Here is a 24,214-nt window from a genome sequence, read left to right as displayed (position 1 = left end):
TCATTACAAAAATAAGTATAATTAATATGTTGTTAAGCAACATAAATGGCGTCGGTGGTGAAGTGGTTAACACACTAGGTTGTGGCTCTAGCATTCGCGGGTTCAATTCCCGTTCGACGCCCCATTTTAAAAATTAGAATAGACTTAGGTCTATTTTTTTATTTTTAATCTAATACCTAATATGATAAACAATGAAATAAAAATAAAACAAAATATTACAAGCGAAAATAACTTGCTAATTCCTCAAGTTGTCTATGTTAATAACAAGTATAAATATGAGGATAAAAAATACTATAAATTATTTTTTGCTTTAAAACTTCCTAAACAATATGAATTTGGAGATGAAGAAGAATCTCTAAAGAATTTCGATCTAAAGTTGTTGTGCAAAAATAAAAATTTAGAAACAATTAAACCAGTAAATAAAATATCAAAGGAGTATTTTTACAAAACAAATATCGAAGACAAAGAATTTTTCGTTTTTGAAATCTCAGAAAATTTAGTCAAAAATGACCAATTAAAGTTTTTATATAATTATTCATATGATTTAAATGAAATTAAACATAAATTTAAAGGAGAAATTAATATAAATATTAATCCTGAGGAAATGAGTATATTTTATAATGATGATTTCGATACAAAAACAATTATTAATTCAGTTCAAAAAATAAACAATATTAACCAATTAAATGTAGAACAACGAGTTACTAATTTGGGATATATCTCAGAAACCTTCAAACGAATAAACGATGACATTATTAATAATAGTTTAGTTCAAAATGAAATATCGAATTTAGAAAATAAATTGATTAATTATGATTGACTAACTGACGATATAAAAATTTATGGAGCTGAATCTTCAGGACATTTTTATAAAGTTAATCCTAGTTTAGAATTATTAAAAAGCACTCGAGGCTATGAGATGTATGTGAATAACTTCTCAGAGATGGTTGACAAAAAGATTGTTAATTCTAAAATTAAAGGATTACAGTTAAATCCTTATTTAAATCAACAATCTATCAGAATTAGTGTAGATATTAATAATAATGAACAAATCATCGATATACCCGTTAAAAACGCCAAATTTGCGACTATAAGCCATGATTATAGAAATGATAAATACTCAAAAAATCAAAAATATAAATTACCAACTGCTTTTTATAATAAACTTGCTTTAAATAATGAAAAAGAAAGTTTGATCAAGGAACTTGCAATTTATGAAGAGAAATAAAATTGAATTAATTTTATCTATAATTGTTGTTGCAACATTTGTAACAATGTTTGTGCTTAATTGGTACAAAATTATTGGTATATTTAATGGAGGAATCATACAACCAAAAATTGAAGTGGGTCAATACATTTCAACAATTGATAAAGAAACTATTAATCACAACAGATTTATTTATGAAGTTTTAAATAATACTTCAGCTAAACCAGAATATATAAATATAAAATCTCAAAAAGATAAAAGTGTCAAATTAAATTTTAAATATAAACAAATTTCTTATAATTGAGTCTACAGTTTTAACTATTTATAAAAATTATAAATATGCTATAATTTATTTGGTGATAAATATGAATATAAATGAAGAAATTATAAAAGAATTAAAAAACAAGGGTGCTAAAGGTACTTTAAATAGCGGATCTAAATTTGCAGATATGGGAATTGATTCATTAGACTTAATGGATATGATCATTGTTTTAGAAGAGAAATTAAATATTTTGGTTCCTGATTCAAAATTAAGTGAAATTAATACAATTAAAGACTTAGTTTTAATTGTAGAAGAATTACAAAAAGGATAATATGTTAGATTTAACTAAAAATCAGCAAAAAAAATATAATCAAATAATTGAACGTCTAAAAAACAAAAATATCCGTATTACAGATATTAGAAGAGCTATTATTAAAATTATTATGACAAGTAATGACCACTTAACTACTCAAGATATTATTAAAGAACTTGAGCCAATGTTTAAAGGTGTTAACATTACAAGTGTTTACAATACATTAGATTTACTTTTAGAAAATCACATTTTGTTTGCTAATACATTTAATGGAAAAACTATTTCTTATGAATTAGCAACAGATAAATCATTTCATTTAAAATGTGATCAATGTGGTGATGTAAAACATATCGAAGATGCTTGTTTGGAAAAATATATTTTTTCTGAAATTGCTGATTTGGCTGAAATGCATAATGTAAAACTAGAACACTTTAAAATCGAAGCACATGGTTTATGTGAAAAATGTAAATAAAAAACTAGAATGACTATCAATTAGAGTCATTCTAGTTTTTTATATGAATTTATTTTTTGTAAAAGACTTCCATGTAAGTATCTATTAAATCAAAACCAATCTTTTCATAAACTGGAGTTCCATCTTCTGTACCAAATAATAAAACACTTTCCTTACCGATCTTTTTGGCATAAGAAATTAAATAAAACATGATTATCTTAGCATATCCTTTGCCTCTTGCAGAAGCTAAAACTGAAATATCATCGATGATGGCATATTGAGAATCGAAATAAATATTGCCCGTTCCAACATAATTATCATTATCGTCTTTAATTAATATTGCGTGATTAACGTTATTTCTTAAATTATATTCATTAATATGCGCGTATTTTTCTAAATCAATTGTTTCTAAGTCAAAAGTTTGATTGATGATATTTTTAAAAATATCTGTTTCTGATTTTGTTTCGACAACTTTAACCCTTTGATTATTTAAACTATCTTCATGACTTCAATTTTGCGTTTTTAAAATCATCGCCTGATATGAATGAAGAAATTCAAAACCATTAGTAGTTAAAACTTCGTGATTTAAACAGTTAGAATTATCTGAAAAATTAATTCAAGATACATTATTTTGGTTACTGATAATTTTACTTATTTGATTAACATTTATTTTTTCTAAACCAAGTGAAACAACTACATAAGAATCCGAATTAATTTTATTAATTTTTAAAATATCATCGTTTATCCAATCAAAATTACTTTCAATATATTCCTCAAAAGGACTTGAAAAATATTTAGCAAAATTATTAACTAACTCCTTTTGAAAATCGTTATTGAATTTAAATCTTTTTTTCATGATTTTTCCCTCCTATTAATTTGAGTATATCTTAAAAAGTTCTAATAAAAAAATGACCACTCTTATAAAGGTGGTCAAAATATTATTTTACTAGCGCTTTCATTTTATTTACTTGATCAACATTAACTTCACCAAATCAATTACTGTTTTGACGAACACAAGTACCTACGTGAACTTGATCAACAACATCTTTTACTTTGTTGATGTTTTCAAAAGAAACACCACCACCAGCTAAAATAGTAACATTAGTATATCCTTTTAATTCTTTTAAAACCTCGATTTTTTCATTAATGTTTCCACCACCAGAAGTTAATACAGTATCAACTCCAAGTTTTTCTAAATCTTTTAATGCTTTTTTAAGATCCTTAACTTCATCAAATGCTTTATGGAAAGTAACTTTTTTGTTACCAGCTTTTTCCATTATTTTTTTCATACGTTCCATATTAATTTCACCTTCTGGTGTAATTATTCCTACAACGATTGCATTGATCTTTGTTGTTGCCATATATTCGCAATCTTTAAGCATTAATTGAAATTCTTCTTCAGTGTAATAAAAATCACGATCAGTTGGTCTCAACATAACATTAACTGGTAATTTTGAAATTTCTCCAGCTTTTTTAATATCTTCATAAGTTGGAGTTAAACCTCCTCCACCAGTTTGTAAATCTGCACAGAATTCAATTCTATCAGCATTTGTTTTGTTAATTAATTCAATATCTTTAATATCGGCTGCTATAACTTCTAATTTCATATTTTCTCCTAATTAAATTTTTCTAAATCTGAAATGAAAGGTAATTCATGTTTTTCATTTCTTTCAAGATTATTTTCTTCACAAAATTTTTCAATTTTAGTTTCGTATTTTTTAAGCTTTTTCTTTAACTCTTCACGTTTTAATTTATCAGCACAATTATCTAATTCATATTTAATAGATCTAATTTCATTTTCTAATTTATATTGTTTTAAACGTAATTCAAATCTTTGTTGCTTTTCTTCATCAGTTCATTGATTTTTAGGCAATATAGTAACTGTATTAATGAAATCTAAATCAACGTGTTTACATCCTGCGTGATGATAACCTTTACCAATGGCCTCATTCATTGTAATTACATTCTTACTATAAGGCTCTAATGAAATAACTGTATTTTCAAAAGGACGACATAATTCACATGAATCTGGTTCTTCTTGAACGTAGATTAATGTTTCTACTTTAATAGCTTGTTTAGATCCATTTGTGTTGTAATTACCAAATGCCGCATCAAAGAAGTTATCTGTCTTTTTTTTCTTAGACTTAACTACATCTTCTTTAGATAATCTTTTAGTGTTTTCTTTTTCTTTATCTTCAACAAATTTTTCTTTGTATTTAATTTCTTGATGATATCTACGATTTTTTCGATTGTATATTTTTTTTCATGGAATAAACATTACCAAAACTAAAGCAACTACAATAATAATCACAAAAGCTCATCATGGTCATCCTTCAACTCCCGGAGCTAAACTACTTAATATTAAATTATTCATAATTAATCATTATGATCATTTAAGTGATCATAATATTCCTCCAGTTCTTTCAAATCAGCAAAAGCTTGTTCATTTTTACATTCAACACAAACAAAAACAGCATTTGTTTTTGTTCAATCAATATTCCCATCACTTAAAAATTTTGTATATTTTCAACATGATTTACAAAAGAAAAACAAATAGTCTATTTCTTTGTCAAAATCTAATTTCATTTTTACCTCTTTTATATTTTAATTATATAAAAAATATCACAATAACTAAACAATATCAACACAAAAGAAAAACATACGCTAAGCGTATGTTTAAAATGATTAAAAGTTATTTTTTAATTTTAACTTTGTTTCTCATGTGATCAGCAACAAATGGTACATTTGTTCCAACAACAATTTGTAATCCTTCATCTCCAAGACGTTTAATACCAAATGTTCCGGCTGCTTTAATAGCACCATCATCAATTTTCTTATTGTCTTTTAAGATTAGTCTTAATCTTGTTGTACAGTTGTCAATGTTTTTGAAGTTGTCTTCACCAATTGCGGCAATGATTTTTTCTGCCATTACTTCAAACTTATCAGCACTTGCGTTAACTGATTTAGCTGAACCTTTTACAGCTTTAGTATCATCAATAGGTGCTACATAATCATTTTCACGTCCAGGTGTTTGAATATCTTTTAGTTTAATGATGTAGTAGAATGTTGGGAATCAAATTCCTGCAGCTCCAGCTGTTAATACTAATGTTCATAATGGGTTAGCAGAAATGTTCATTGATCCACCACTATTTGCGAATCCTCATGATTGAGCAAATGAAGCAGCGTAATCGATTAATCCTGCTGAGAATCCAAATCCGATTTGAATTTGCATTGCTGTTGATATTGCAACAAAGATTGCAGACAATGTAGCATGAATAATTAATAATAATGGTGAGATGAATGCGAATGAGAATTCAATTGGTTCAGTAATACCTGAAATAAATGAAACCGCTGCAACCCCTCCTAAGAATCCTGCTACTTGTTTTCTGTTTTCTTTTTTAGCTGCAAAAATCATAGCTAAAGCAATTGCGGGAACCCCCCCCATCATTACTGGGAAGAATCCTCCTTGGAATAATCCTGATCCTTCGATACCTGCTGCGAAAGCGTTGATATCTCCGTTAACTCATTCAAATTCACCGTGATTACCAGTTATTGGTGCAATTGATTCTCCACCAATTGGTAATTGGAATCAGAAGAATGTGTTTAAAATTTGGTGTAATCCAAATGGTAATAATAAACGGTTTAAGAATGCATAAGCTGCAGTTCCTGGAATTGCAACTGCTGGATTTGTAGGATCAGCAATCGCACTACCGAATTTCATTAATCCTAATTGAATTCATGGTCAAATAATTGCAAAAGCAAATGCCATTGGAATTGCAATAACTAATGCCATCATTGGTACGAATCTTTTACCTGAGAAGAATGATAATGCTTCTGGTAATTTAGTTTCACTATATTTGTTGTATAGGAATGCTGACATACATCCAGCTGTAATTCCTCCTAAAACCCCAATGTTAAGAACGTAAGCTCCACCAATAACTGTTTTACCATCATCTGCAAATTCTTTAACATAGAATAACTCTGAAAGTTTTTCACCAGTTGGTACATAATTTCCATCAACCATTTCATAAGTTTCAAATGTCATTACTTTACCATAAATCATTTGTGGTAATCCACCTTCTGATGTTAGGGCAATTAAAGCAAAGAAGAAAATGGCTGCTACTAATGTAACTTCACCACGGTGATCTTTTGAAAGACCAAACGCTGTACCTAATGCGAATAATAACGCTAAGTTATCAAACACAACCGCACCAGGTTTTTGAATAATGAATGAAATTCAGTATCCAACTTGGTTAGTAATTTCACCTTCAGCACCTGTTGTATAAGTAATTCCTAATCCACCGAATCTGTTCAGAATCGCTGCGAATGGAAGAACGGCAATCGGGAACTGTAATGCTTTACCAAGTTCTTGTAACTTTGTTAAGAAGTTTGATCAACCACTAGGTCCAGATTTTTTTGTATTTAAACCTGATTCTTTTTTCTTAAAAATAGAACCAAATTTACTTTTAATATTTACTGTACTTGTCATATTTTTTATCCTTTCATACTTATAATTTTATACTATTAAGAGAAAAATATTCTAATTTTGAATAAAAAAATAGTCTCAAAATGATTTTTCATTTTGAGACTATTAAAATTAAAGAGCACCAGCAGCAACCGGAATTAAAACTATTGCTGCGATAAAACATACTACAAATCCAAAAACATAAGCATATCCAATTCAAAAATCAAAAACCTTATAACGACCAGGTATTAATTTAAATGAATTTTGCTCAGCTCTTTTTTTAGTAATTCTTTTAGATCTATATAAGAAAACTAAAGCAATTCCTACAAAAATACATAAGATTCCAGCACATAACATTCATATAGCTCCAGTATGACTTAATCCCGATGTAGCATTTTCTGCTGTTTGAACAGTACCATTAGAATTAAAATCATTACTTTTAAATAAATTCATCATAAAATACCTCCTATTAATTTTTATTATATATAACAAAGCTATCATTTGCATAAAAAAACCTATTTTTCTTTCCCACTATTCACTTAAATTATTTTTATTGTTATAATATTAAAGTTGATATAGGGGCATAGTTCAGTTGGTAGAACATCGGTCTTCAAAACCGAGTGTCACGAGTTCGAGTCTTGTTGCCCCTGCCAATAAAAATATAAAAATCGCACTTTGTGCGATTTTATTTTCTAGGGATGTAGTTCAATGGTAGAACGTTGGTCTCCAAAACCAAGCGTTGAGGGTTCGATTCCTTTCATCCCTGCCAATATTTTATAAACAAAAACACACATGATTTAATCATGTGTGTTTTTTGATTAATAAATTTTAACAATAATAAAACCAACCGTTTCAACACCAGCATGAACTGTGTAAATTGATGGCACAAATTCTTCTGCAAAGTTAATTTTTGCTTCTTTTAAAGCCTCAACTATAGTATTGTAAGTTTTACTACTTGTAAAAGGAGTTCTTAAAAATATCAATTTTGATGTTGCTGGATAATTTTTCATATTGTCAATTATTTTTTCAACAAGAGCACCATAAGTTCTACTCATGCCTTCTTTTTCAGGTTTAGATCCTCAACGAATTAAAGTTTTTGTTTTTAAGAAATTTAACACACTAGCCATAAATCTTAAACGACCACTGCTAGCTAATTTTCTTAAATCACCAGGGATCATTCCGATGTAAACTGATTCTACAAACTCATCAATAGCAGCAATTGCTTCTTTAGGTGTTTTAACATCGTTATTAGCAATTAATTTATTTAAATATAAGGCAGCTTCTTTAATCGCTTGAGCAGCTAATTCATAATTTGGATAAACTGTTACTTTTCCTTCGAATTGTTCATCATTTGCGACCATAAATGCTGTTTGTAACATTGATGATAAGTTTCCTGTAATTGGAATATGAATTAAATGATCGAATTCTTTTAATAATTCAATATATTTATTTTCTAATTCACCAGGACTGGCTTGTGAAGTTTTAAGATCTTCACCATTTTCTAATCTTTTATAAACATTATTTTTTTCCACAGCTTCAGTAATATCTAAAATATCACTATTGTCTGGGAATGTTATATGTAAAGGAATTCATCTAATGTTTGTTCCTTCAAAAACTTTTGGTGTGCTTGTTGAAGCACTATCTACTAAAATACCAATTTTCATAATTTTGGCCTCCTATAAATCATTTCATCCAACTAATGCCACTGTATTTTTACCAGTATGAGCACAAATTACTTTAGTTAACTCACTACATAAGTTTACTTTCAAACCTTCACTTTCAATCATTTCAATGATTGTTTCTAATTCAATTTCATCTAATCTAGAGTAAGCTAAATCGATTTTTTTAATACCTTTATGTTGTTTTTTAATTAAGTTTAAAGACTCATGAATTGCTTTTTTGAATGTTCTTGCTGTTGTTTCTTTATCAATTGATCCGTCATATCTTAAAATAGGAACTATTTTTAACATTTTAGCTAGTCCTGCAGCTGCTGGTGAAATTCTCCCACCACGCTTCAGTGTCTCTAAATTTTTTGGAATAATAAATGATGTAAAATTTTTTGATAATTCATTTACAAGTTCTAATATTTCAAATCCTGTTTTATTTTCTGCAATTCAAAAGGCAATATTTTTAATTACGTTTTGTAAAACAATTGAAACTCCTTTTGTATCACATACAAAAACTCTTCCTTTGTACGCTTCTTCAGTTTCACTTAACATTCTCATAGTATTAAATTGTCCACTTAATCCTGATGAGATTCCTGCAAAGATTACTTGATCATAATCAACTAATAATTTATCTCACATCGCCATCATATCTCCAGGCGTTGTTTGTGAAGTTTTTAATCCTTGTTTTGATAGTAATTCATAAAATTCATCTCGAGATAAATCATCGTTATCATAAATTGATTGATTATCCTCGGTCGTTATCATAAGTGGTATAACATATAAGTCTTTGAAACTCGATGCTTTACCATCATAAGCTGAATCTGTTAAGATAGCTATTCTCATACACTGTGTCTCCTCTTATTTAATTATTTGTAATATTATACAATGAAATTGTTTATAATTTAAATAAAGTGTAATGGAGAAAAATAATGAATAATAAAGTAGGAATTTTTTATAATAAACAATTTAATGTTTTAATGATTAGTGTTGATGAAAAAAACACCGTTAATAATTTTATTGAAGAAAATGGAATTGCAATTTTAAAACACAATGATGAGATTATTGGTTTTAATGTTTTTGATGTAGAAATAAGTATTGAAAGTGTTTTATGTTCAGAAAATCCTACAGTTATTAATTATTTAAATAAACGTTTAAATGGTATTTATAAATTAGAAAATAATGTTCAATTTAGAATTGGCCAAATTATTGAAATTGAAGATATTGAAGGAACTCATTTACATAAATGTTTAGTTGATTTAGGAAATGAAACTCAACAAATCGTTTGTGGTGCTAAAAATGCACAGAAAGACTTAAAAGTTGTGGTTGCCACAGTTGGATCATGAATGCCTAATGGAATGAGAATTGTTGAAGGTAAACTTAGGGGAATTGACTCATTTGGAATGTTATGTAGTGCTAAAGAATTAGGTATTGAAGAAGGAGTTTATAATGACTCTGGAATTATTGAATTAACAGATGGAGTTGTTGGAGAAAGTTTTTGAGGATATCACAATGCCAAATAAAAAAAATTTTAAATTTGATCCTAGAGTTAAAGATGGATATTTTATCGCAGATTATTTTAAAAAAACAAACGAAATTATTGCAAAATATAAACCAAATCAAATTGTAACAATGCAATTTTTTCAAAGAAAAGACAACACTGTTTTATGTGGTATTGATGAATCAATTGCGCTATTAAAATATGCAGCACATAATTTTGATGACCTAAAAATATGAGCTTTAAATGATGGTGATATTGTTCAACCATTAGAACCAGTTTTAAAAATAATGGGTAGATATCAAGATTATGGTTGATTAGAAGGAATGATTGATGGAATTTTAGCTAGAAACTCATCAATTGCTACTAACTCAAGAAGAATTGTTGATGCTGCTAATGGAAAACCACTTTTAAACATGTTAGATAGAGCGGATTACTACTCAACATTGCCAAGCGATGGATATGCATCATATGTTGGTGGATTCAGAACATTTGTAACAGAGGCTGCAATCGAATATATTGATGATGCAGAAGTTAAAGCACCATCAGGAACAATGCCACATGCTTTAATTCAATCATTTGGTGGTGACATCTTAGAAGCTACCAAAGCATTTGCTGAAGTTTTTCCAAATAATAATTTATTATCACTTGTAGACTATAATAACGATTGTGTTAATGATGCTGTAAAAGTTGCTAATTATTTTGGCAAAAAATTATGAGCAGTACGTTTAGATACTGGTGCAAATATGACTGATAAATTTCTTGAAGAAAATAAAGATAAATATCCAGTTGATGCTAAATTAAATGGTGTAAGTGAATATTTAGTAACTGAAGTTAGAAAAGCTCTTGATGCTGCTGGTCATAATCATGTAAAAATAATAGTTTCATCATCTTTTGATGCTGAAAAAATTGCTTATTTTGAAGCAAATAACATTCCAGTAGATATTTATGGAATGGGTGGATCGCTTGCAAAAGTAAATATAGGATTTACTGGTGATGCTGTTTTGATTGATGGAAAACCAGAAGCTAAAGTTGGTCGTAAAAACATTGAATCAGATAGATTAAAGAAAGTTGAATAGGAGAATATATGACAATTATTGAAGAATTAAATTGACGTGGATTAGTCAAACAAATAACAAATGAAGAAAAATTAATTGAAGCACAAAAAAGTGGAAGTGCAGTATATTGTGGATTTGATCCAACAGCAGACTCATTACATGTTGGTCATTTAATGATGATCGTCACTTTAGAAAGATTTGGTAGACAAGGTTTTAAGCCAATTTTCTTAATGGGTGGTGGAACAGGAATGATTGGTGATCCTTCATTTAAAGCTGGTGAACGCCAACTTCAAACTATCGAACAAATCGATGAAAATGTTAAAGGTATCATGTCACAAATGGTAAAAATCATTCCAAATGTTACTTTTGCAAATAATGCAGATTGATTGAAAAAAATGACTTTAATAGAATTTTTAAGAGATGTTGGTAAAGATTTCAACTTAAGTTATTTATTAGCTAAAGAATCTATTAAAACTCGAATCGAGACTGGTTTATCAATTACAGAATTTTCATACACAATGCTACAAGCTTATGATTTCTGAAATTTATATTCAGAAATGGACTGTAAAGTGCAAATTGGTGGTTCTGATCAATGAGGAAACATCACTTCAGGTACAGATTACATCAATTCAAAAATTGGACAAGCAAATTCAAAAGCTGCAGGATTTACAATCCCACTATTAACTAAATCTGATGGTAATAAATTTGGTAAATCTGAATCAGGTGCTGTTTGATTAGATCCAAGCAAAACAAGTGAATATGAGTTCTACCAATTTTGATTAAATCAAGATGATGCTGATTGTGAAAAAATGTTAAAATTCTTAACATTTTTAGAGCAAAACGAAATCGAAGCTTTATTAAATGAACACAAAAAAGAACCATTTAAAAGAATGGCTCAAAAACGTTTAGCTGAAGAAATTACAACATTTGTTCATGGAACAGATGGATTAGAAAAGGCGTTAAAAATCACTGAAGCATTCTTCGAAGGTAAAGTAACTGAGTTAGACCAAGAATTATTAACAATCGCGTTCAGTGCTATTCCATCAAAAGAGATTAGTAAAGATTCGACATTAATCGATGCAATTATTGAAGTTGGAGCAGCAAGTTCTAAACGTGAAGCTAGAGAATTTATTGTAGCAAAAGCAATTACATTAAATGATATCGTTTTAGAAAATGAAAATGATTTATTAGACTCAATAAATCCAGTTCATAACAAATTTATTTTCGTTAAAAAAGGTAAAAAGAAATATTTCGGAATTATTCAAAAATAATTTCAAAAATTTTTCCAAAAATATTTACTTTTTTTGGAAAAAAGGTATTATTAAAGTGTGGTAATACCACACCCAAGTTCTTTTATTTCTAAATAAGCCTTAAATTTAGACAGACATTCTCTCACTGTCAATATTTAAATTATTTGATGCAGCGGTTTCTCTCGCTGCTTTTTTATTATTAAAATGAATAAAAAAATACAGCATTTGCTGTATTTTTAAGTTTAGTGATTAAACTAAACGGTTGTATCATTCAACGATTAAAGCTTCGTTAATTTCGTTATTCAATTCTTTTCTTTCAGGTATTCTAACAAAAGTTCCTTTTACATTAGCTTTATCAACTTTTACGAATTCAACTGTAGATTCATTATTTTGTAATGCTTCTAAAATTTTATCGTTTTTCTTCATTGATTCTTTAACTTCAATTTCATCTCCAGGTTTAACTTGGTATGATGCAATATCAACTTTTTTACCATTTACTAAAACGTGACCGTGGTTAACTAATTGTCTTGCACCTTGTCTTGTCATAGCAAATCCTAAACGGAAAGCAATATTATCTAATCTTGATTCTAAAAGAACTAAGAAGTTTTCCCCTAAAATTCCACCATGGATTTTTTTAGCTTTTGAGAATGTGTTTCTGAATTGTCTTTCAGAAACACCATACATAAATTTAACTTTTTGTTTTTCTTGTAATTGTGAACCATATCCAGACATTTTGATTCTTGCTTTATCTTTACCATGTTGTCCAGGTGTAGTTACTCTTTTTTTACCTTTTGAGAATTCTTTCCCATTTTCAAGAATTGAAAAACCATAACGACGAGCTTTTTTAAATGTTGATCCAGTGTATCTTGACATAAAAAGTCTCCTATTCAATTTTTCGTGTTAATTAAAATATTTGTTTAAATTCTACATTAATCTGTCTAACGATTCGCTCTTACTGCCAAGAGTTACTTTAAATAAAGTGTTAGACGGTGTTTAATGTATATTTAAATGCAGATATATGTAAATAACTATTTAATTATAACTTATTTTTTTAGTTGTTCAACACCATTTTTAAACTCTTTAATTTTGTTATAATCTTATAGAAAAGGGGGCACTATGAATAAAACAATTTTGGCATGAGATATTCAGGGTAAACTTCCTACATCAAACATAATTGCAATTGTAATTTTTTCAGTTGCATTTGTAATAATTATTTTATCTATTATTTATTTAATAACTTATAAAAATATTTTCCAAAAAGTATTAAGATCAATTAACAGATTAGATGATCAAAGATATAGTCCTCTATTTAAAAAAATTAAACTATTACGTCGTTTTTTAGCTCAGAAAAATAATAATATTGTTCCTTCAATGAAATCGTTAAGTGGTGCTGTTCATAAGTGATACGCACAATACATAAATATTATTGAAAATAGATATGAAGAAAATGCTTTAGAATTAACAACGGTATTACAAAATTTAAGAACAAGAAAAATTATTACTCCAAGTCTTATTAAACAAGTAAATTTGTTATCAAAAAAAATTGAAAATGATAATTTAGAACTTGATGCAATTGATAAAGATATGCGTTATATTTTTGACTACATAAAAAAACTCCAAGATGAAAAAATTAACATTTACAAAGGTATTGAAGATATCGATCTTTTTGTAAAAAAATTTCCTGATGATCAAAGACAAATGTCTGAAGGGAATACTTTTGATAAATTTAAATCACAATTAATTTATTCATGAAAAAAACTTTCTTTGGAAATAGATTCTTATTTATTAAATATTGTTCATGATCAATCATTTTTAGATGATTTCAAAAAAATCTATGACAACATTTCTTTTCACTGCAATATTTTTGATGGTATTTCAAATGGAGAATATATTTTAGAAGGAATTGAGCACAAAATTAAAAGTGATCCTTCAATTGAAATTCAAAGAAATCGAATCTTTAAATTTGAAAAGGACTTGTTACAAATTAAATCTGAATTAAGACAAACAAATGACAGATTGTGAGTAGAGGCTGTAGTTAAATTAGATGCGTTATTATCAGATATTAAAATTTTCAAAAACACATTTTATTTTTATGAACAAATTCAAATGTTTTTCAATAAAAACCAAAAAGATATTTATGGTTATTTAAACGCACTTAATTCAACAATTTATAACTCTGTTTCAGAAATGATTGCTTATAATAGAAATGATTTACTACCAGAAGATTTAAAAAAACGCGAAAAATTATTACGCGATCTTAAAAAAATAACTTTCGATACAATTACTACTTTTGATGATTTAAATGAAAGAAGAAATAAAAATTCTTTTGATATGGATGAATTTAAAATAGATTTATCAAAAGTAATTTCAACAATCAAATTCATTTTTATTAAATATCAAGATGTTATGCAAGATTTAGCATCTAAAGAAGATAAAATGAATGATTTTGAAAACCTAATCAATGAAAATTATGAAATGATTCACACAATAGATTTAATAGTTGATAAATACGATTCAATCATTAGAAAAAAAGAATATACAGAAAAAATTATAGCAATTGAAAAAGATTTGAAATCGATCGAAAATTCAATTAAGAATTCTGATATAAAAATTAGTTTAGGTAAATTAAGATCACTAGAAAAAGAAATGGACTTATTAGTGGGTTCTCAATTAAGAACAATATTTAATCAGTTAATTATGATTGTTTCATTAGATGTTTTTGCAAACGAAATAATTGGATACACAACTGCATATTTGGCAAAATTTGATGAAACAATGGCTCAAAGCACAATTGATGATATGATTTATGATTATGAAACTCTTTCACCAATAGAAATGATTAATAAGTCTATAAAAACTCTAGAAAGTTTAAGAAGGGAAATGGGAAGATAATGAAAAAAAACATATTAATAAGATACGGAGAATTAACTTTAAAAGGTGGTAATCGAAACGTCTTTATTCAAAAATTGATTCAAAATATAAAGTTCAAATTAAAAAGATATAAGGATCAAGTTCAATACATTAGAGACAATAATTCTTTAACTTTAGAGGTCGATGCTGAAATTGTTGACCATGTTGTAGCAGAGTTACAAACTGTTTTCGGTATTTACTCAATTTCTGTTGTTGAAAAAACAAAAAAAGATATTGATGCAATTACTAAAGCTGTTATTGAAATCGCTAAAAAATCCAATAAAAAACGCTTCAAATTAGAAGCTACAAGAAAAGATAAATCTTTTGCAATGACTTCAACTGAAATGAAACAAACGATTGCTCCAAAAGTTTTGAGAGAGATTGGTGATTTGATTGTTGATGTTCATAATCCTGACTTAAAAATTGAAATTGTTGTTAAAAAAGATCATGTAGACATTTTTGATTCAAGAATTTCAGCATTAAAAGGTTTACCTGTTGGAGTTTCTGGAAAAGGATTATCACTATTAAGTGGAGGAATAGATTCTCCTGTCGCTTCTTTTTTAACAATGAAGCGTGGAATGCATGTAGATTTTTTACATTTTATGACACCACCTCACACAAATGAAAAAGCTTTACACAAAGTTTTTGAGTTAGCTAAAAAAACTTCTCGTTATAATTCAAATCAATTCAAATTGTATGTATGTAATTTCACAATGCTTTTAGAAGAATTGAATCATATTCCGGATGAAAGTTACAAAATAACTATTATGCGAAGAATGTTTATGAGAATCGCTAATGAACTAGCAAGAAAAAATAAAATTAAAGGCATTATAACTGGAGAAAGTTTAGGTCAAGTAGCTTCACAAACTATTGATAGTATAAATGTAATTAACGCTACAAGTATTTATCCTATTTTAAGACCGGTATTAACTTATGATAAAGAAGAAATTATTGAAATTTCAAAATTTATCAATACTTATGAAACATCAATTCTTCCATTTGATGATGCGTGTTCTTTGTTTGTTCCTAAAAACCCAGTAACAAAACCAAAAATGTGAGTTGCTGAAGCACAAGAAAATGCGATTATGTGAAATGAAATTTTAGACTATACTATCGAAAATTTCATTGAAGAATTTGTTTTTAAAGATGGTGAATTCACTAAAGTTGAAAAAATAATAAAAACTGAAGAATAAAATTAACGGCAACGTTAATTTTTCGGTTTAGAGAGGAGCACGATGAATTATATTTCTCATTTTAATATTAGATCAGCATATAATTTTCAAGAATCATTTATTAAAATAGATGATTATATTTCATTTGCTCAAACCAATAATTTGAATGTATTATTTTATTCTGAAAAAGAAACAATGTATGGAGTTGCAGAATTTGTTAAAAAAGCTACAGCTGTAAATATTAAACCGATAATTGGTATAACAATCATGCTTGAAGAATTTAAAATCAATCTGTATCCTTTAAATTCTGATGGTTATAAAAAGATTTTATTTATTTCATCAAAGTTATCTTCAAATAAAATGACTAATGAACAAAAAATTGAATTAATGTTTAAAAATATTAATTCTAATATTTTTGTTATTTCAAATTTTAATAATTTAGATGAACAAATAATAAATATTGTTGGAAATGAAAATTTTATTAATACAAACAATGCAAAAATATATTTTAGAGATATAAATTATTTCTATAATGAAGAATTTCAAGATTTCAAAGTTTTGATGGGTATAAAAAACAATTTAACGATTAATGATCATATTTTAGTTGAAAAAGCGCATTATCCCAAAAATGAAGATTTAAGAAATTATAATTTTGATAATCATAACAGTTTGGTTAATTTAATTGCATCAAAAGTAAATCTAAATATTTTTGAAAATAATGAACAGCACTTCATCAAATATAAAACACCAAATAATATGCCAAGCAAAACTTTCATGAGAGAATTATGTCTTAACAATTTAAAGATGTATTTATCAAATTTTAGTCCTGTTAAAAGTGAGCAAGAGTATTTAAATAGATTAGATTTTGAATTAGAAGTTATTAATTCGATGAATTTTAATGATTATTTTTTAGTAGTTTGAGATTATGTTAAATTTGCCAAAGATAACGGAATAATAGTTGGTCCGGGAAGAGGTTCAGCAGCTGGTAGTTTAGTATCATTTTTATTAAATATTACCGAAGTTGATCCTTTGAAATTTGATTTATTATTTGAACGTTTTTTAAATCCTGAACGTATTACACTTCCAGATATAGATATTGATTTTCAAGATGATAGAAGAGATTTGGTTATTGAATATTTATTTGAAAAATATGGTGTTTATAATGTTGGAACAATCGTAACATACCAAACAATTGGTATGAAAATGGCTTTAAAAGATGTTGGTCGTTTTTTTGGTCATGAAGTATCATTGATGAACGAAATTACAAAACATGCTCCAGTTAAAAATGATCAATCACCAGATGAAATAATTGCTAATAACGAAAAACTAAAAATGTATTCTAAAGTTTATCCAGAAATTTTTAGTGTAGCTAAAAAATTAAATTCTTTACCAAGACAAACAGGTACACATGCTGCTGGTATTATTTTAAGTGATAAAGACTTAAGGGAAATATTACCTATTAAAATTGGTTACAACGGTATTAATCAAACACAATATGATATGAATTTTTTAGAAGATCTAGGTCTAATTAAAATGGATATACTAGGACTAAAAAATTTAAGAACCATTCAAGAAATTAGGGCAACTGTTTTAAGAACTAGAAAATTATCAATTGATTTACGAAAAATTCCTTTAAATGATCAAGCAACATTTAATGAATTGCAAAAAGGGAACACAAGTGGTATTTTTCAACTTGAATCAGAAGGAATGACAAATTTAGCTATGCAAATGAAAGTCAATTCTTTAGAAGATATTTCAACAGTTTCTGCATTATATAGACCAGGACCGCAAGAATTCATCCCAGAATATTTAAAAAGAAAAAATTCTAATTTAAATAATTATTTAATTGATGAAAGTTTGTCAGAAATATTAAGACCAACTTATGGAATTATTGTTTATCAAGAACAAGTAATTCAAATGTTGCAAAAAGTCGCTAATTTTTCATTAGCAAAAGCTGATGTTGTTCGTAGAGCTATGGGTAAGAAAAATTATGAATATATGAATTCAGTGCACCAAGAATTTTTATTAGAAGCTATCAAAAATGGTTACACCGAAGAAAAAGCAATTACCATTTGACAGTGAATATCTAAATTTGCTGAATATGGTTTCAATAAGTCACATTCAATTGCATATTCTTTAATAAGTTATTGATTGGCATATTTTAAAACCCATTACACTGAAGAATTTTACAGTTCACTATTAAATTCAGTAATTGGTGACAGTGTTAAAACAAATCAATATATTAAAGAATTAAATCAATATGGAATTAAAATAAAAACACCAACCGTTAAAAGCATTAATTTTGGTTATGTACCATCAAATAAAGTTATTTTTATGCCTCTAACTTCAATTAAAGGTATTTCAAGAGAAATGGTAAAAATATTTAGAGAAGCCCATCAATTAAATTCTGATGTTTTTGAAAACTTAACATTATTTATAACTTTTATGCACAATAAAGGTCTTACTAAATCAAAATTTGCATTGTTAGCAAAAGCGGGAGTTTTTGATAATTTTGGTTATAATAGATTAACGATATTAGAAAATATTGATGCAATTTATAATAAAGCTCAAGCAACAACGGGAATTGATGATCCGTTAGCAAAATTTCCTTTATTATTAGATGAAATAACAATTGATGAAATGTTGATATCTGAGTTTGAAAAAGAAATGTATGGTTTTTATATTAATGGTGATCCAATTATCAGATTCAAAAATGAAAACGCTATATCTAAACCAGTCGATTTAATTGTTGCAAAAAATAAAATCCAAACATGTAATATTTTGGTTAGAGTAGAAGATATAAAAATTATCAAAGATAAAAACAATTTGGAAATGGCATTTGTTAAATTAACAGATAATACTGACTCGATTGACATGACAATATTCTCATCGAGTTTTGAAAATATTAAATATGATTTAACATTAGATATGATTTTGATTTTAGAAATAAAAATTGAAAAATACAATCAAAATGTAAAGGCAGTCTTTAATAAAATTGTTAAAATAGTAAAAAAATAGAAAAGAGAAACAATGGGATCAAAAAAAATACTACTAGTAGATGGAAATTCATTATTGTTTAGAGCATATTTCGCTGGAGCATATAAAGGAAATATTTTAAGAACATCAACAGGAATTCCTACAAATGCAATTTATTCTTTTGCAAATATGCTAACTTCTCTCTTAGATAGAAGAGATTACTATGATGTTAAAGTTGCTTTTGATGCTGGCAAAAAAACGTTTAGACATGATATGCTTGAAGATTATAAAGCTGGTAGATCAGAAACACCAGAAGATTTAATTCCCCAATTTGCAATGGTTAGAGAATTTTTAGATGCAGCAGGAATTGATTGATATGAATTAGAGAACATTGAAGCTGATGACATCATTGGATCTCTTTCAAAATATATTGAAACTAATTTAGGTACTGATTATGAAATCGAAATTTTAACATCAGATAAAGATATGTTTCAATTAATTTCTGATCAAACTAAAATTCTATTACCAATTTCTGGTACAAGTGATTTAAAAGAATACAGTTTTGATGAATTATTTGAAAAATGAAAATGTACACCAACTCAAGTTTGTGATTTAAAAGGTTTGATGGGTGACCCATCAGATAATTTAAGAGGAGTTGAAGGTGTCGGTGAAAAAACAGCCATCAAACTAGTTACTGAATATGGTACTATTGAATCTATTTATGAAAATATTGAAAATATCAAAGGGACTCTTAAGAATAAACTTGAAGTTGGTAAAGAATCTGCATATTTATGTAAAAAAATTGCAACTATATCAACAGATATTCATATCGATAATTTAAAATTTAGACCTTTAAATATCTCTGTTTATCCTCTGATAGAATTTTTAAAAAAATACGAAATGTATTCTTTAGTAAAAAGATTATCAACAAGGGCTGAAGGTATTAATTCTGAAGAAATTATTAAATATAAAATTTTAAAAAAATGAGATAGATCTTTAGAATGCTTAGAAAACTCAATTTACATTCAAACACTGGATGAAAATTACCACACTTCTAAAATAGTGGGATATGGAATTTCAAATGATAATGGAAACTTTTTTATTGATGTTAAACCAGCTCAACAACAATTGAGTATTTTCAATACTGAAATCATCAGCTCATTTGATGATGCATTAAGCGAATTTCTAAAAGACGAAACTAAATTAAAAAATACTTATGATATCAAAGCTACACTAACTTTACTTAAAAATTCTGGATATGATTTTTCAATAAAAAGTTTTGTTTATGACATGATGATTGCTGGTTACACAATTGATGCCAATGTTAAATCTAATATCTCATCTCATACAAGAGTTATTTCTCCTGATTTAAACATCATCGAAGATGAGTTCATTTTTGGTAGAGGAGTTAAGAAAAATTCTGAAATTGATATAGATAAAAAAGCTGAATTTATTTCTAAAAAAGCTTTCATTATTAACAAAACAAAACAAAACGCAATTGAAAGAATGATAAAAACAGAACAATTTGATTTATATAACTTAATCGATTTACCTTTTGCATTTGTTTTATTTGAAATGGAACAAAACGGAATTAATATTGATAAGAAAGAACTAAAAGCTCAAACAATTTATATACTTGCAAAATTGAATGAAGTCGAAAGTGAAATGAAAGAAATGATTAAAGATTTTGTTGGAGAATCTTTCAATTTCCAATCTCCAAAACAAATTCAAGAACTTTTATTTATTAAATTAGGGCTAAAAGACCTAGCAAAAGGAAGCACAGGGAAAGATGTTTTAGATAAATTAAAAAATGATCATCCAATCATCCCTTTGTTACTTAAACATCGAAAATTCTCAAAACTATATTCAACATATTTAAGAGGTTTTGAAAAATACATTTTTAAAGATGGAAAAATACATACCATTTTTAATCAAACATTAACAAATACTGGAAGATTATCTTCTTCAGAACCTAATGTTCAAAATATTTCTGTTCATGATAATGATCAAAAACAAGTTCGTAAAATATTTGTCACTGAAAAAGATTATAAATTTTATTCATTCGACTATTCTCAAATTGAATTAAGAGTATTAGCACAAATGGGAAATGAAAAAAGCTTGATTGATATTTTCATAGAAGATAGAGATGTTCACGCAGAAGCTGCTCGTAAAATTTTTAATTTAGATCAAAATGAAATTGTCGATGAAGATAAAAGAAGAATTGCTAAGGTTTTTAACTTTGGTATTATTTATGGTTTAAGTGATTATGGTTTAGCACAAGATTTAAATATATCGATTCCTGAAGCAAAAATATTTATTGAAGCATATTATAAATCTTTCCCAGATATCTTAGCTTTTAAAAATGAAATGATCGCAAATGCAAATTCTACTAATTATGCATCAACATTAGTTAATCGAAAAAGGTTGATCGATGAATTAAAGTCAACCAAATATTTATTACGTCAATTTGGTGAAAGAGTTGCAGTAAATATGCCAATACAAGGAACAGCTGCTGATATTTTAAAAGTTGCAATGATAAATATTAACAACTATTTAAGAACTAATAATCTTAAATCGAAAATGATTGCTCAAGTTCACGATGAAATTATTTTTGAAATTCATAAAGACGAAAATGATCATATAGTGAAAATAAAAGCACTAATGAATGATGCTTTAATTTCTATGTTTAAACAATTTAATATTGAACAAGAAGTTAAAGTTAAACTTAAGGTTTCTGAATCAAGCGGAAATAATTGATTTGAACTAAAATAGGAGGAAACATGCCAGAATTACCAGAAGTAACCACGGTTGCAAAAATTTTAAATAAAAAGATTCAAAATACAAAAATATTAGATTCGAAAATTTTCTATACTAAACTGTTGAAAACTCCTAGTATAGAAGAATTTAAATCGATAATCAAAGGGCAAACTATTCAACGTGTAACAAACATTGCTAAATACTTATTAATTGAATTAGATACACATGTTATGGTTTCTCATTTGAGAATGGAAGGTAAATGATCTGTTGAAGAAATAGATGAATTACAGTTTAAAGAAAGTTGATTAGAAGCTCAAATTCATTTAGATAATAATCAAGTTTTGAGATATTATGATTCACGTAAATTTGGAACTTTGGAATTATATTCAAAAGAAGATTACATTGCAAAGAGTTCTATTCATAAATTAGGTCCAACTCCAATGCAAACTGATTTAGCAACTCCAGAGTATTTATATAAAATTACTAAAAAGTCTAAAAAAGCAATTAAAACCTTGCTTTTAGATCAAGAAAAGCTAGCAGGACTTGGAAATATCTATGTTAATGAAGTTTTGTTCAAGTCTAAAGTAAATCCTGAAAGATCAGCAGATTCTTTAAATCTCGAAGAAGTAAAAGCAATTTTACAAAATTCTAAAGAAATTCTTTTAGCGGCTATTGAAATGGGAGGAACAACTTTCCACTCATTTAAATCTTCTGCAACTGAAACAGGACACTATCAAGATAAATTAATGGTCCACTCACGTAGAAAACAAGCTTGTCTTGTTTGTGGAGAAACTATTTTATTTACTAAAGTTAATGGAAGAGGCACTGAATATTGTCCAAAATGTCAAAAATTTTAATGTGGAAAAGTGGAAAACTTATCTAAACCTTATTAAATTAAAGGTTTAGATTTTTTTTGAAATGTATAATTTAAAAAGTTGAAAAAATTCTCAAAAAAAATTATTTTTAGTGGAATAATTGTTATATACAAATGGAGGTAAAAATGAACTTTCTAGACGCTAAATATAATGTTGTTTGTAATGAGCATATAAGTGAATTTGATACCTCTATTTTAATAAAACTTTATCAGCCAATCGCGGGATCGTCTGCAATTGGTCTATATTTAACTTTAGTTGATGAATATAAGTTCATGAAAAAATATGGAGTATCATTCCAATTAGGTAGGCTTATTGCATTAACAAGCGGTACAGAAAAACAACTTGACAAAAATTTGAAAAAATTAGAAGCTTTAAAATTAATTAAAACTTCAATATCAAGAAAAACCCAAAATCGTAAATTTCAAATTTTAACTCCATTATCTCCGCAAGATTTTTTAAATAACGAATGATTCAATTGTGCCTTAATTAAAAAATTGGGTGAAGAAAATTATGAAGCAGTCAAATTTACTTTTATAGAAACTTCTTTACATAATGATTTAGATGAATTTGAAGAAATTACTTCTAATTTCGCTGAAGTTTTTGAAGAAGATATTTCTGATGATTTAAAAACAGCATACACATCTGTAATTATTTCAAGAAAAAGAAAAAATTTAATGGATAAATTTGTTGATAAAAAAACCTTAACTTCACTTTTAAATAAAAGAAATCTTCAAATTAGTTTAGAAGATCCTCAAACAATTTCTTTAATTGAAACAGCATTAGGAGCTAAAACTTTTACTGAAATCGAATTGGTTTTAATTATTGAAAAATCATATAATTTTGCAACAAAAGTTATTAATGAAAATATTTTTAAAAGTGAAATTGCTAAAGAATTAGCTAAACCAAAAGTTAAATTAAAAACAAAATTATCTAAGAATGAATTAATTAAAGTAGAAGAATTTGAAAATTTTACTTTTGAAGAATATTATGAACAGTTATTAGAAGAAAAACCAGGACCAATTATGACCCAATCTTTAAAAGAAGTTAAAGATCAAAACAAATTAACTGATGGAGCACTGAATTGCTTAATTGATTATTCATTCTATAAAAATAAAGGTAAAATCATTACTAATTATTTACAAAAAATTGCAGATACTTTAGTTGAAAATGCTATTCACTCAACTGAAGAAATTATGTTATTTCTAAAAGAAATTACAAATTCAAAAAAACCTTTAATAAAAGAAGAAAAAACTAATAAAGATTTATTCGTATCAAAATATGAATCAATTGATTTGACAACAACTACAACTTTAGAAGAATTGGACAATCTAGAAAAATTATTATAGAAAAGGAATC

At 26.9% G+C, this 24,214-nt stretch carries 22 protein-coding genes and 3 tRNA genes; 16 read left to right on the top strand and 9 right to left on the bottom strand.

All coding sequences use genetic code 4. The features are described from left to right. Window positions 1-48 precede the first annotated feature (48 nt). The 5 genes from T347_RS0100425 to T347_RS0100405 all read left to right on the top strand — a co-directional run bounded on the left by T347_RS0100425 (window position 49) and on the right by T347_RS0100405 (window position 2,254). A tRNA-His gene (locus T347_RS0100425) sits at window positions 49-124 on the top strand. Between the two features lie 57 nt (window positions 125-181). Continuing rightward, on the top strand, window positions 182-1,228 hold the full coding sequence (locus T347_RS0100420; protein WP_031542141.1) for a hypothetical protein: 1,047 nt from the start codon (window positions 182-184) through the stop codon (window positions 1,226-1,228). Continuing rightward, the gene (locus T347_RS0100415) at window positions 1,215-1,535 is read left to right on the top strand and encodes a hypothetical protein (protein WP_031542140.1); all 321 of its coding nucleotides are present in this window, start codon (window positions 1,215-1,217) and stop codon (window positions 1,533-1,535) included. Before T347_RS0100420 ends, T347_RS0100415 begins: the two co-directional genes overlap by 14 nt. Window positions 1,536-1,572: 37 nt before the next feature. After that, a complete protein-coding gene (locus T347_RS0100410) occupies window positions 1,573-1,800 on the top strand; it encodes an acyl carrier protein (protein ID WP_031542138.1) in 228 nt (75 codons plus the stop codon). A 1-nt stretch (window position 1,801) separates the two neighbouring features. After that, window positions 1,802-2,254, top strand: a complete 453-nt coding sequence (locus tag T347_RS0100405) for a Fur family transcriptional regulator (protein ID WP_031542137.1) — start codon at window positions 1,802-1,804, stop codon at window positions 2,252-2,254. 49 nt (window positions 2,255-2,303) lie between these two features. On the opposite strand, the gene T347_RS0100400 is transcribed toward T347_RS0100405, so the two are convergent. From T347_RS0100400 to T347_RS0100375, 6 genes are all read right to left on the bottom strand, one after another. Continuing rightward, complete coding sequence (locus T347_RS0100400) at window positions 2,304-3,089, bottom strand: GNAT family N-acetyltransferase (RefSeq protein WP_031542135.1); 786 nt, start codon at window positions 3,087-3,089, stop codon at window positions 2,304-2,306. A gap of 82 nt (window positions 3,090-3,171) precedes the next feature. Next, on the bottom strand, window positions 3,172-3,840 hold the full coding sequence (locus T347_RS0100395; RefSeq protein WP_031542133.1) for a copper homeostasis protein CutC: 669 nt from the start codon (window positions 3,838-3,840) through the stop codon (window positions 3,172-3,174). Between the two features lie 8 nt (window positions 3,841-3,848). Next, entirely contained in the window at window positions 3,849-4,607 is a 759-nt protein-coding gene (locus tag T347_RS0100390) for a phage minor capsid protein (protein ID WP_031542132.1), read from the bottom strand. A 2-nt stretch (window positions 4,608-4,609) separates the two neighbouring features. Beyond that, a complete protein-coding gene (locus tag T347_RS0100385; RefSeq protein WP_031542130.1) occupies window positions 4,610-4,819 on the bottom strand; it encodes a hypothetical protein in 210 nt (69 codons plus the stop codon). Window positions 4,820-4,925: 106 nt separating this feature from the next. After that, window positions 4,926-6,722, bottom strand: a complete 1,797-nt coding sequence (locus T347_RS0100380; protein WP_084323916.1) for a PTS transporter subunit EIIC — start codon at window positions 6,720-6,722, stop codon at window positions 4,926-4,928. Window positions 6,723-6,830: 108 nt separating this feature from the next. Continuing rightward, a complete protein-coding gene (locus tag T347_RS0100375; RefSeq protein WP_031542126.1) occupies window positions 6,831-7,154 on the bottom strand; it encodes a hypothetical protein in 324 nt (107 codons plus the stop codon). Window positions 7,155-7,275: 121 nt separating this feature from the next. On the opposite strand from T347_RS0100375, the gene T347_RS0100370 reads away from it, so the two are divergent. Both T347_RS0100370 and T347_RS0100365 read left to right on the top strand, forming a co-directional pair. Beyond that, window positions 7,276-7,351: transfer RNA gene (locus T347_RS0100370), tRNA-Trp, on the top strand. A 41-nt stretch (window positions 7,352-7,392) separates the two neighbouring features. Beyond that, window positions 7,393-7,467: transfer RNA gene (locus T347_RS0100365), tRNA-Trp, on the top strand. Between the two features lie 49 nt (window positions 7,468-7,516). On the opposite strand, the gene T347_RS0100360 is transcribed toward T347_RS0100365, so the two are convergent. Beyond that, window positions 7,517-8,362, bottom strand: coding sequence for a DegV family protein (locus tag T347_RS0100360; protein WP_031542124.1), 846 nt, complete (start codon window positions 8,360-8,362; stop codon window positions 7,517-7,519). Between the two features lie 12 nt (window positions 8,363-8,374). Next, window positions 8,375-9,208, bottom strand: coding sequence for a DegV family protein (locus tag T347_RS0100355; protein ID WP_031542121.1), 834 nt, complete (start codon window positions 9,206-9,208; stop codon window positions 8,375-8,377). Between the two features lie 86 nt (window positions 9,209-9,294). Here T347_RS0100355 and ytpR point away from each other — a divergent pair, with 86 nt between their 5' ends. From ytpR to tyrS, 3 genes are read left to right on the top strand one after another with little or no spacing between them, the layout of a single operon-like run. Continuing rightward, window positions 9,295-9,885, top strand: a complete 591-nt coding sequence (gene ytpR / locus T347_RS0100350) for a YtpR family tRNA-binding protein (protein ID WP_031542119.1) — start codon at window positions 9,295-9,297, stop codon at window positions 9,883-9,885. Beyond that, the gene (locus T347_RS0100345; protein ID WP_031542116.1) at window positions 9,875-10,939 is read left to right on the top strand and encodes a nicotinate phosphoribosyltransferase; all 1,065 of its coding nucleotides are present in this window, start codon (window positions 9,875-9,877) and stop codon (window positions 10,937-10,939) included. The genes ytpR and T347_RS0100345 overlap by 11 nt, the downstream gene beginning before the upstream one ends. An 8-nt stretch (window positions 10,940-10,947) precedes the next feature. Next, window positions 10,948-12,189, top strand: a complete 1,242-nt coding sequence (gene tyrS, locus T347_RS0100340) for a tyrosine--tRNA ligase (protein WP_031542114.1) — start codon at window positions 10,948-10,950, stop codon at window positions 12,187-12,189. Between the two features lie 228 nt (window positions 12,190-12,417). Here tyrS and rpsD read toward each other — a convergent pair whose 3' ends face one another. After that, entirely contained in the window at window positions 12,418-13,041 is a 624-nt protein-coding gene (gene rpsD, locus T347_RS0100330) for a 30S ribosomal protein S4 (RefSeq protein ID WP_031542112.1), read from the bottom strand. A gap of 243 nt (window positions 13,042-13,284) precedes the next feature. Here rpsD and T347_RS0100325 point away from each other — a divergent pair, with 243 nt between their 5' ends. The 6 genes from T347_RS0100325 to T347_RS0100300 all read left to right on the top strand — a co-directional run bounded on the left by T347_RS0100325 (window position 13,285) and on the right by T347_RS0100300 (window position 24,204). Next, window positions 13,285-15,060 carry a hypothetical protein gene (locus T347_RS0100325; protein WP_031542111.1) on the top strand — a complete coding sequence of 592 codons (1,776 nt, stop codon included), beginning with the start codon at window positions 13,285-13,287 and terminating at the stop codon, window positions 15,058-15,060. Continuing rightward, the gene (gene thiI / locus T347_RS0100320; RefSeq protein ID WP_031542108.1) at window positions 15,060-16,271 is read left to right on the top strand and encodes a tRNA uracil 4-sulfurtransferase ThiI; all 1,212 of its coding nucleotides are present in this window, start codon (window positions 15,060-15,062) and stop codon (window positions 16,269-16,271) included. Before T347_RS0100325 ends, thiI begins: the two co-directional genes overlap by 1 nt. Window positions 16,272-16,313: 42 nt before the next feature. Beyond that, a complete protein-coding gene (dnaE, locus tag T347_RS0100315) occupies window positions 16,314-19,268 on the top strand; it encodes a DNA polymerase III subunit alpha (RefSeq protein WP_031542106.1) in 2,955 nt (984 codons plus the stop codon). Between the two features lie 12 nt (window positions 19,269-19,280). After that, window positions 19,281-21,998: a DNA polymerase I gene (gene polA / locus T347_RS0100310; RefSeq protein WP_031542104.1), complete on the top strand. Its 2,718-nt coding sequence runs from the start codon at window positions 19,281-19,283 to the stop codon at window positions 21,996-21,998. An 8-nt stretch (window positions 21,999-22,006) separates the two neighbouring features. Next, a complete protein-coding gene (gene mutM / locus T347_RS0100305) occupies window positions 22,007-22,840 on the top strand; it encodes a DNA-formamidopyrimidine glycosylase (RefSeq protein WP_031542103.1) in 834 nt (277 codons plus the stop codon). Window positions 22,841-22,983: 143 nt separating this feature from the next. Beyond that, window positions 22,984-24,204, top strand: a complete 1,221-nt coding sequence (locus T347_RS0100300; protein ID WP_031542101.1) for a DnaD domain protein — start codon at window positions 22,984-22,986, stop codon at window positions 24,202-24,204. The last annotated feature ends 10 nt before the right edge of the window (window positions 24,205-24,214 follow it).

This window comes from Mesoplasma photuris ATCC 49581 (assembly GCF_000702725.1).
In the GTDB taxonomy this organism is placed as follows: domain Bacteria; phylum Bacillota_I; class Bacilli_A; order Mycoplasmatales; family Mycoplasmataceae; genus Tullyiplasma; species Tullyiplasma photuris.
This window is presented reverse-complemented; position numbering and strand designations above follow the sequence as displayed.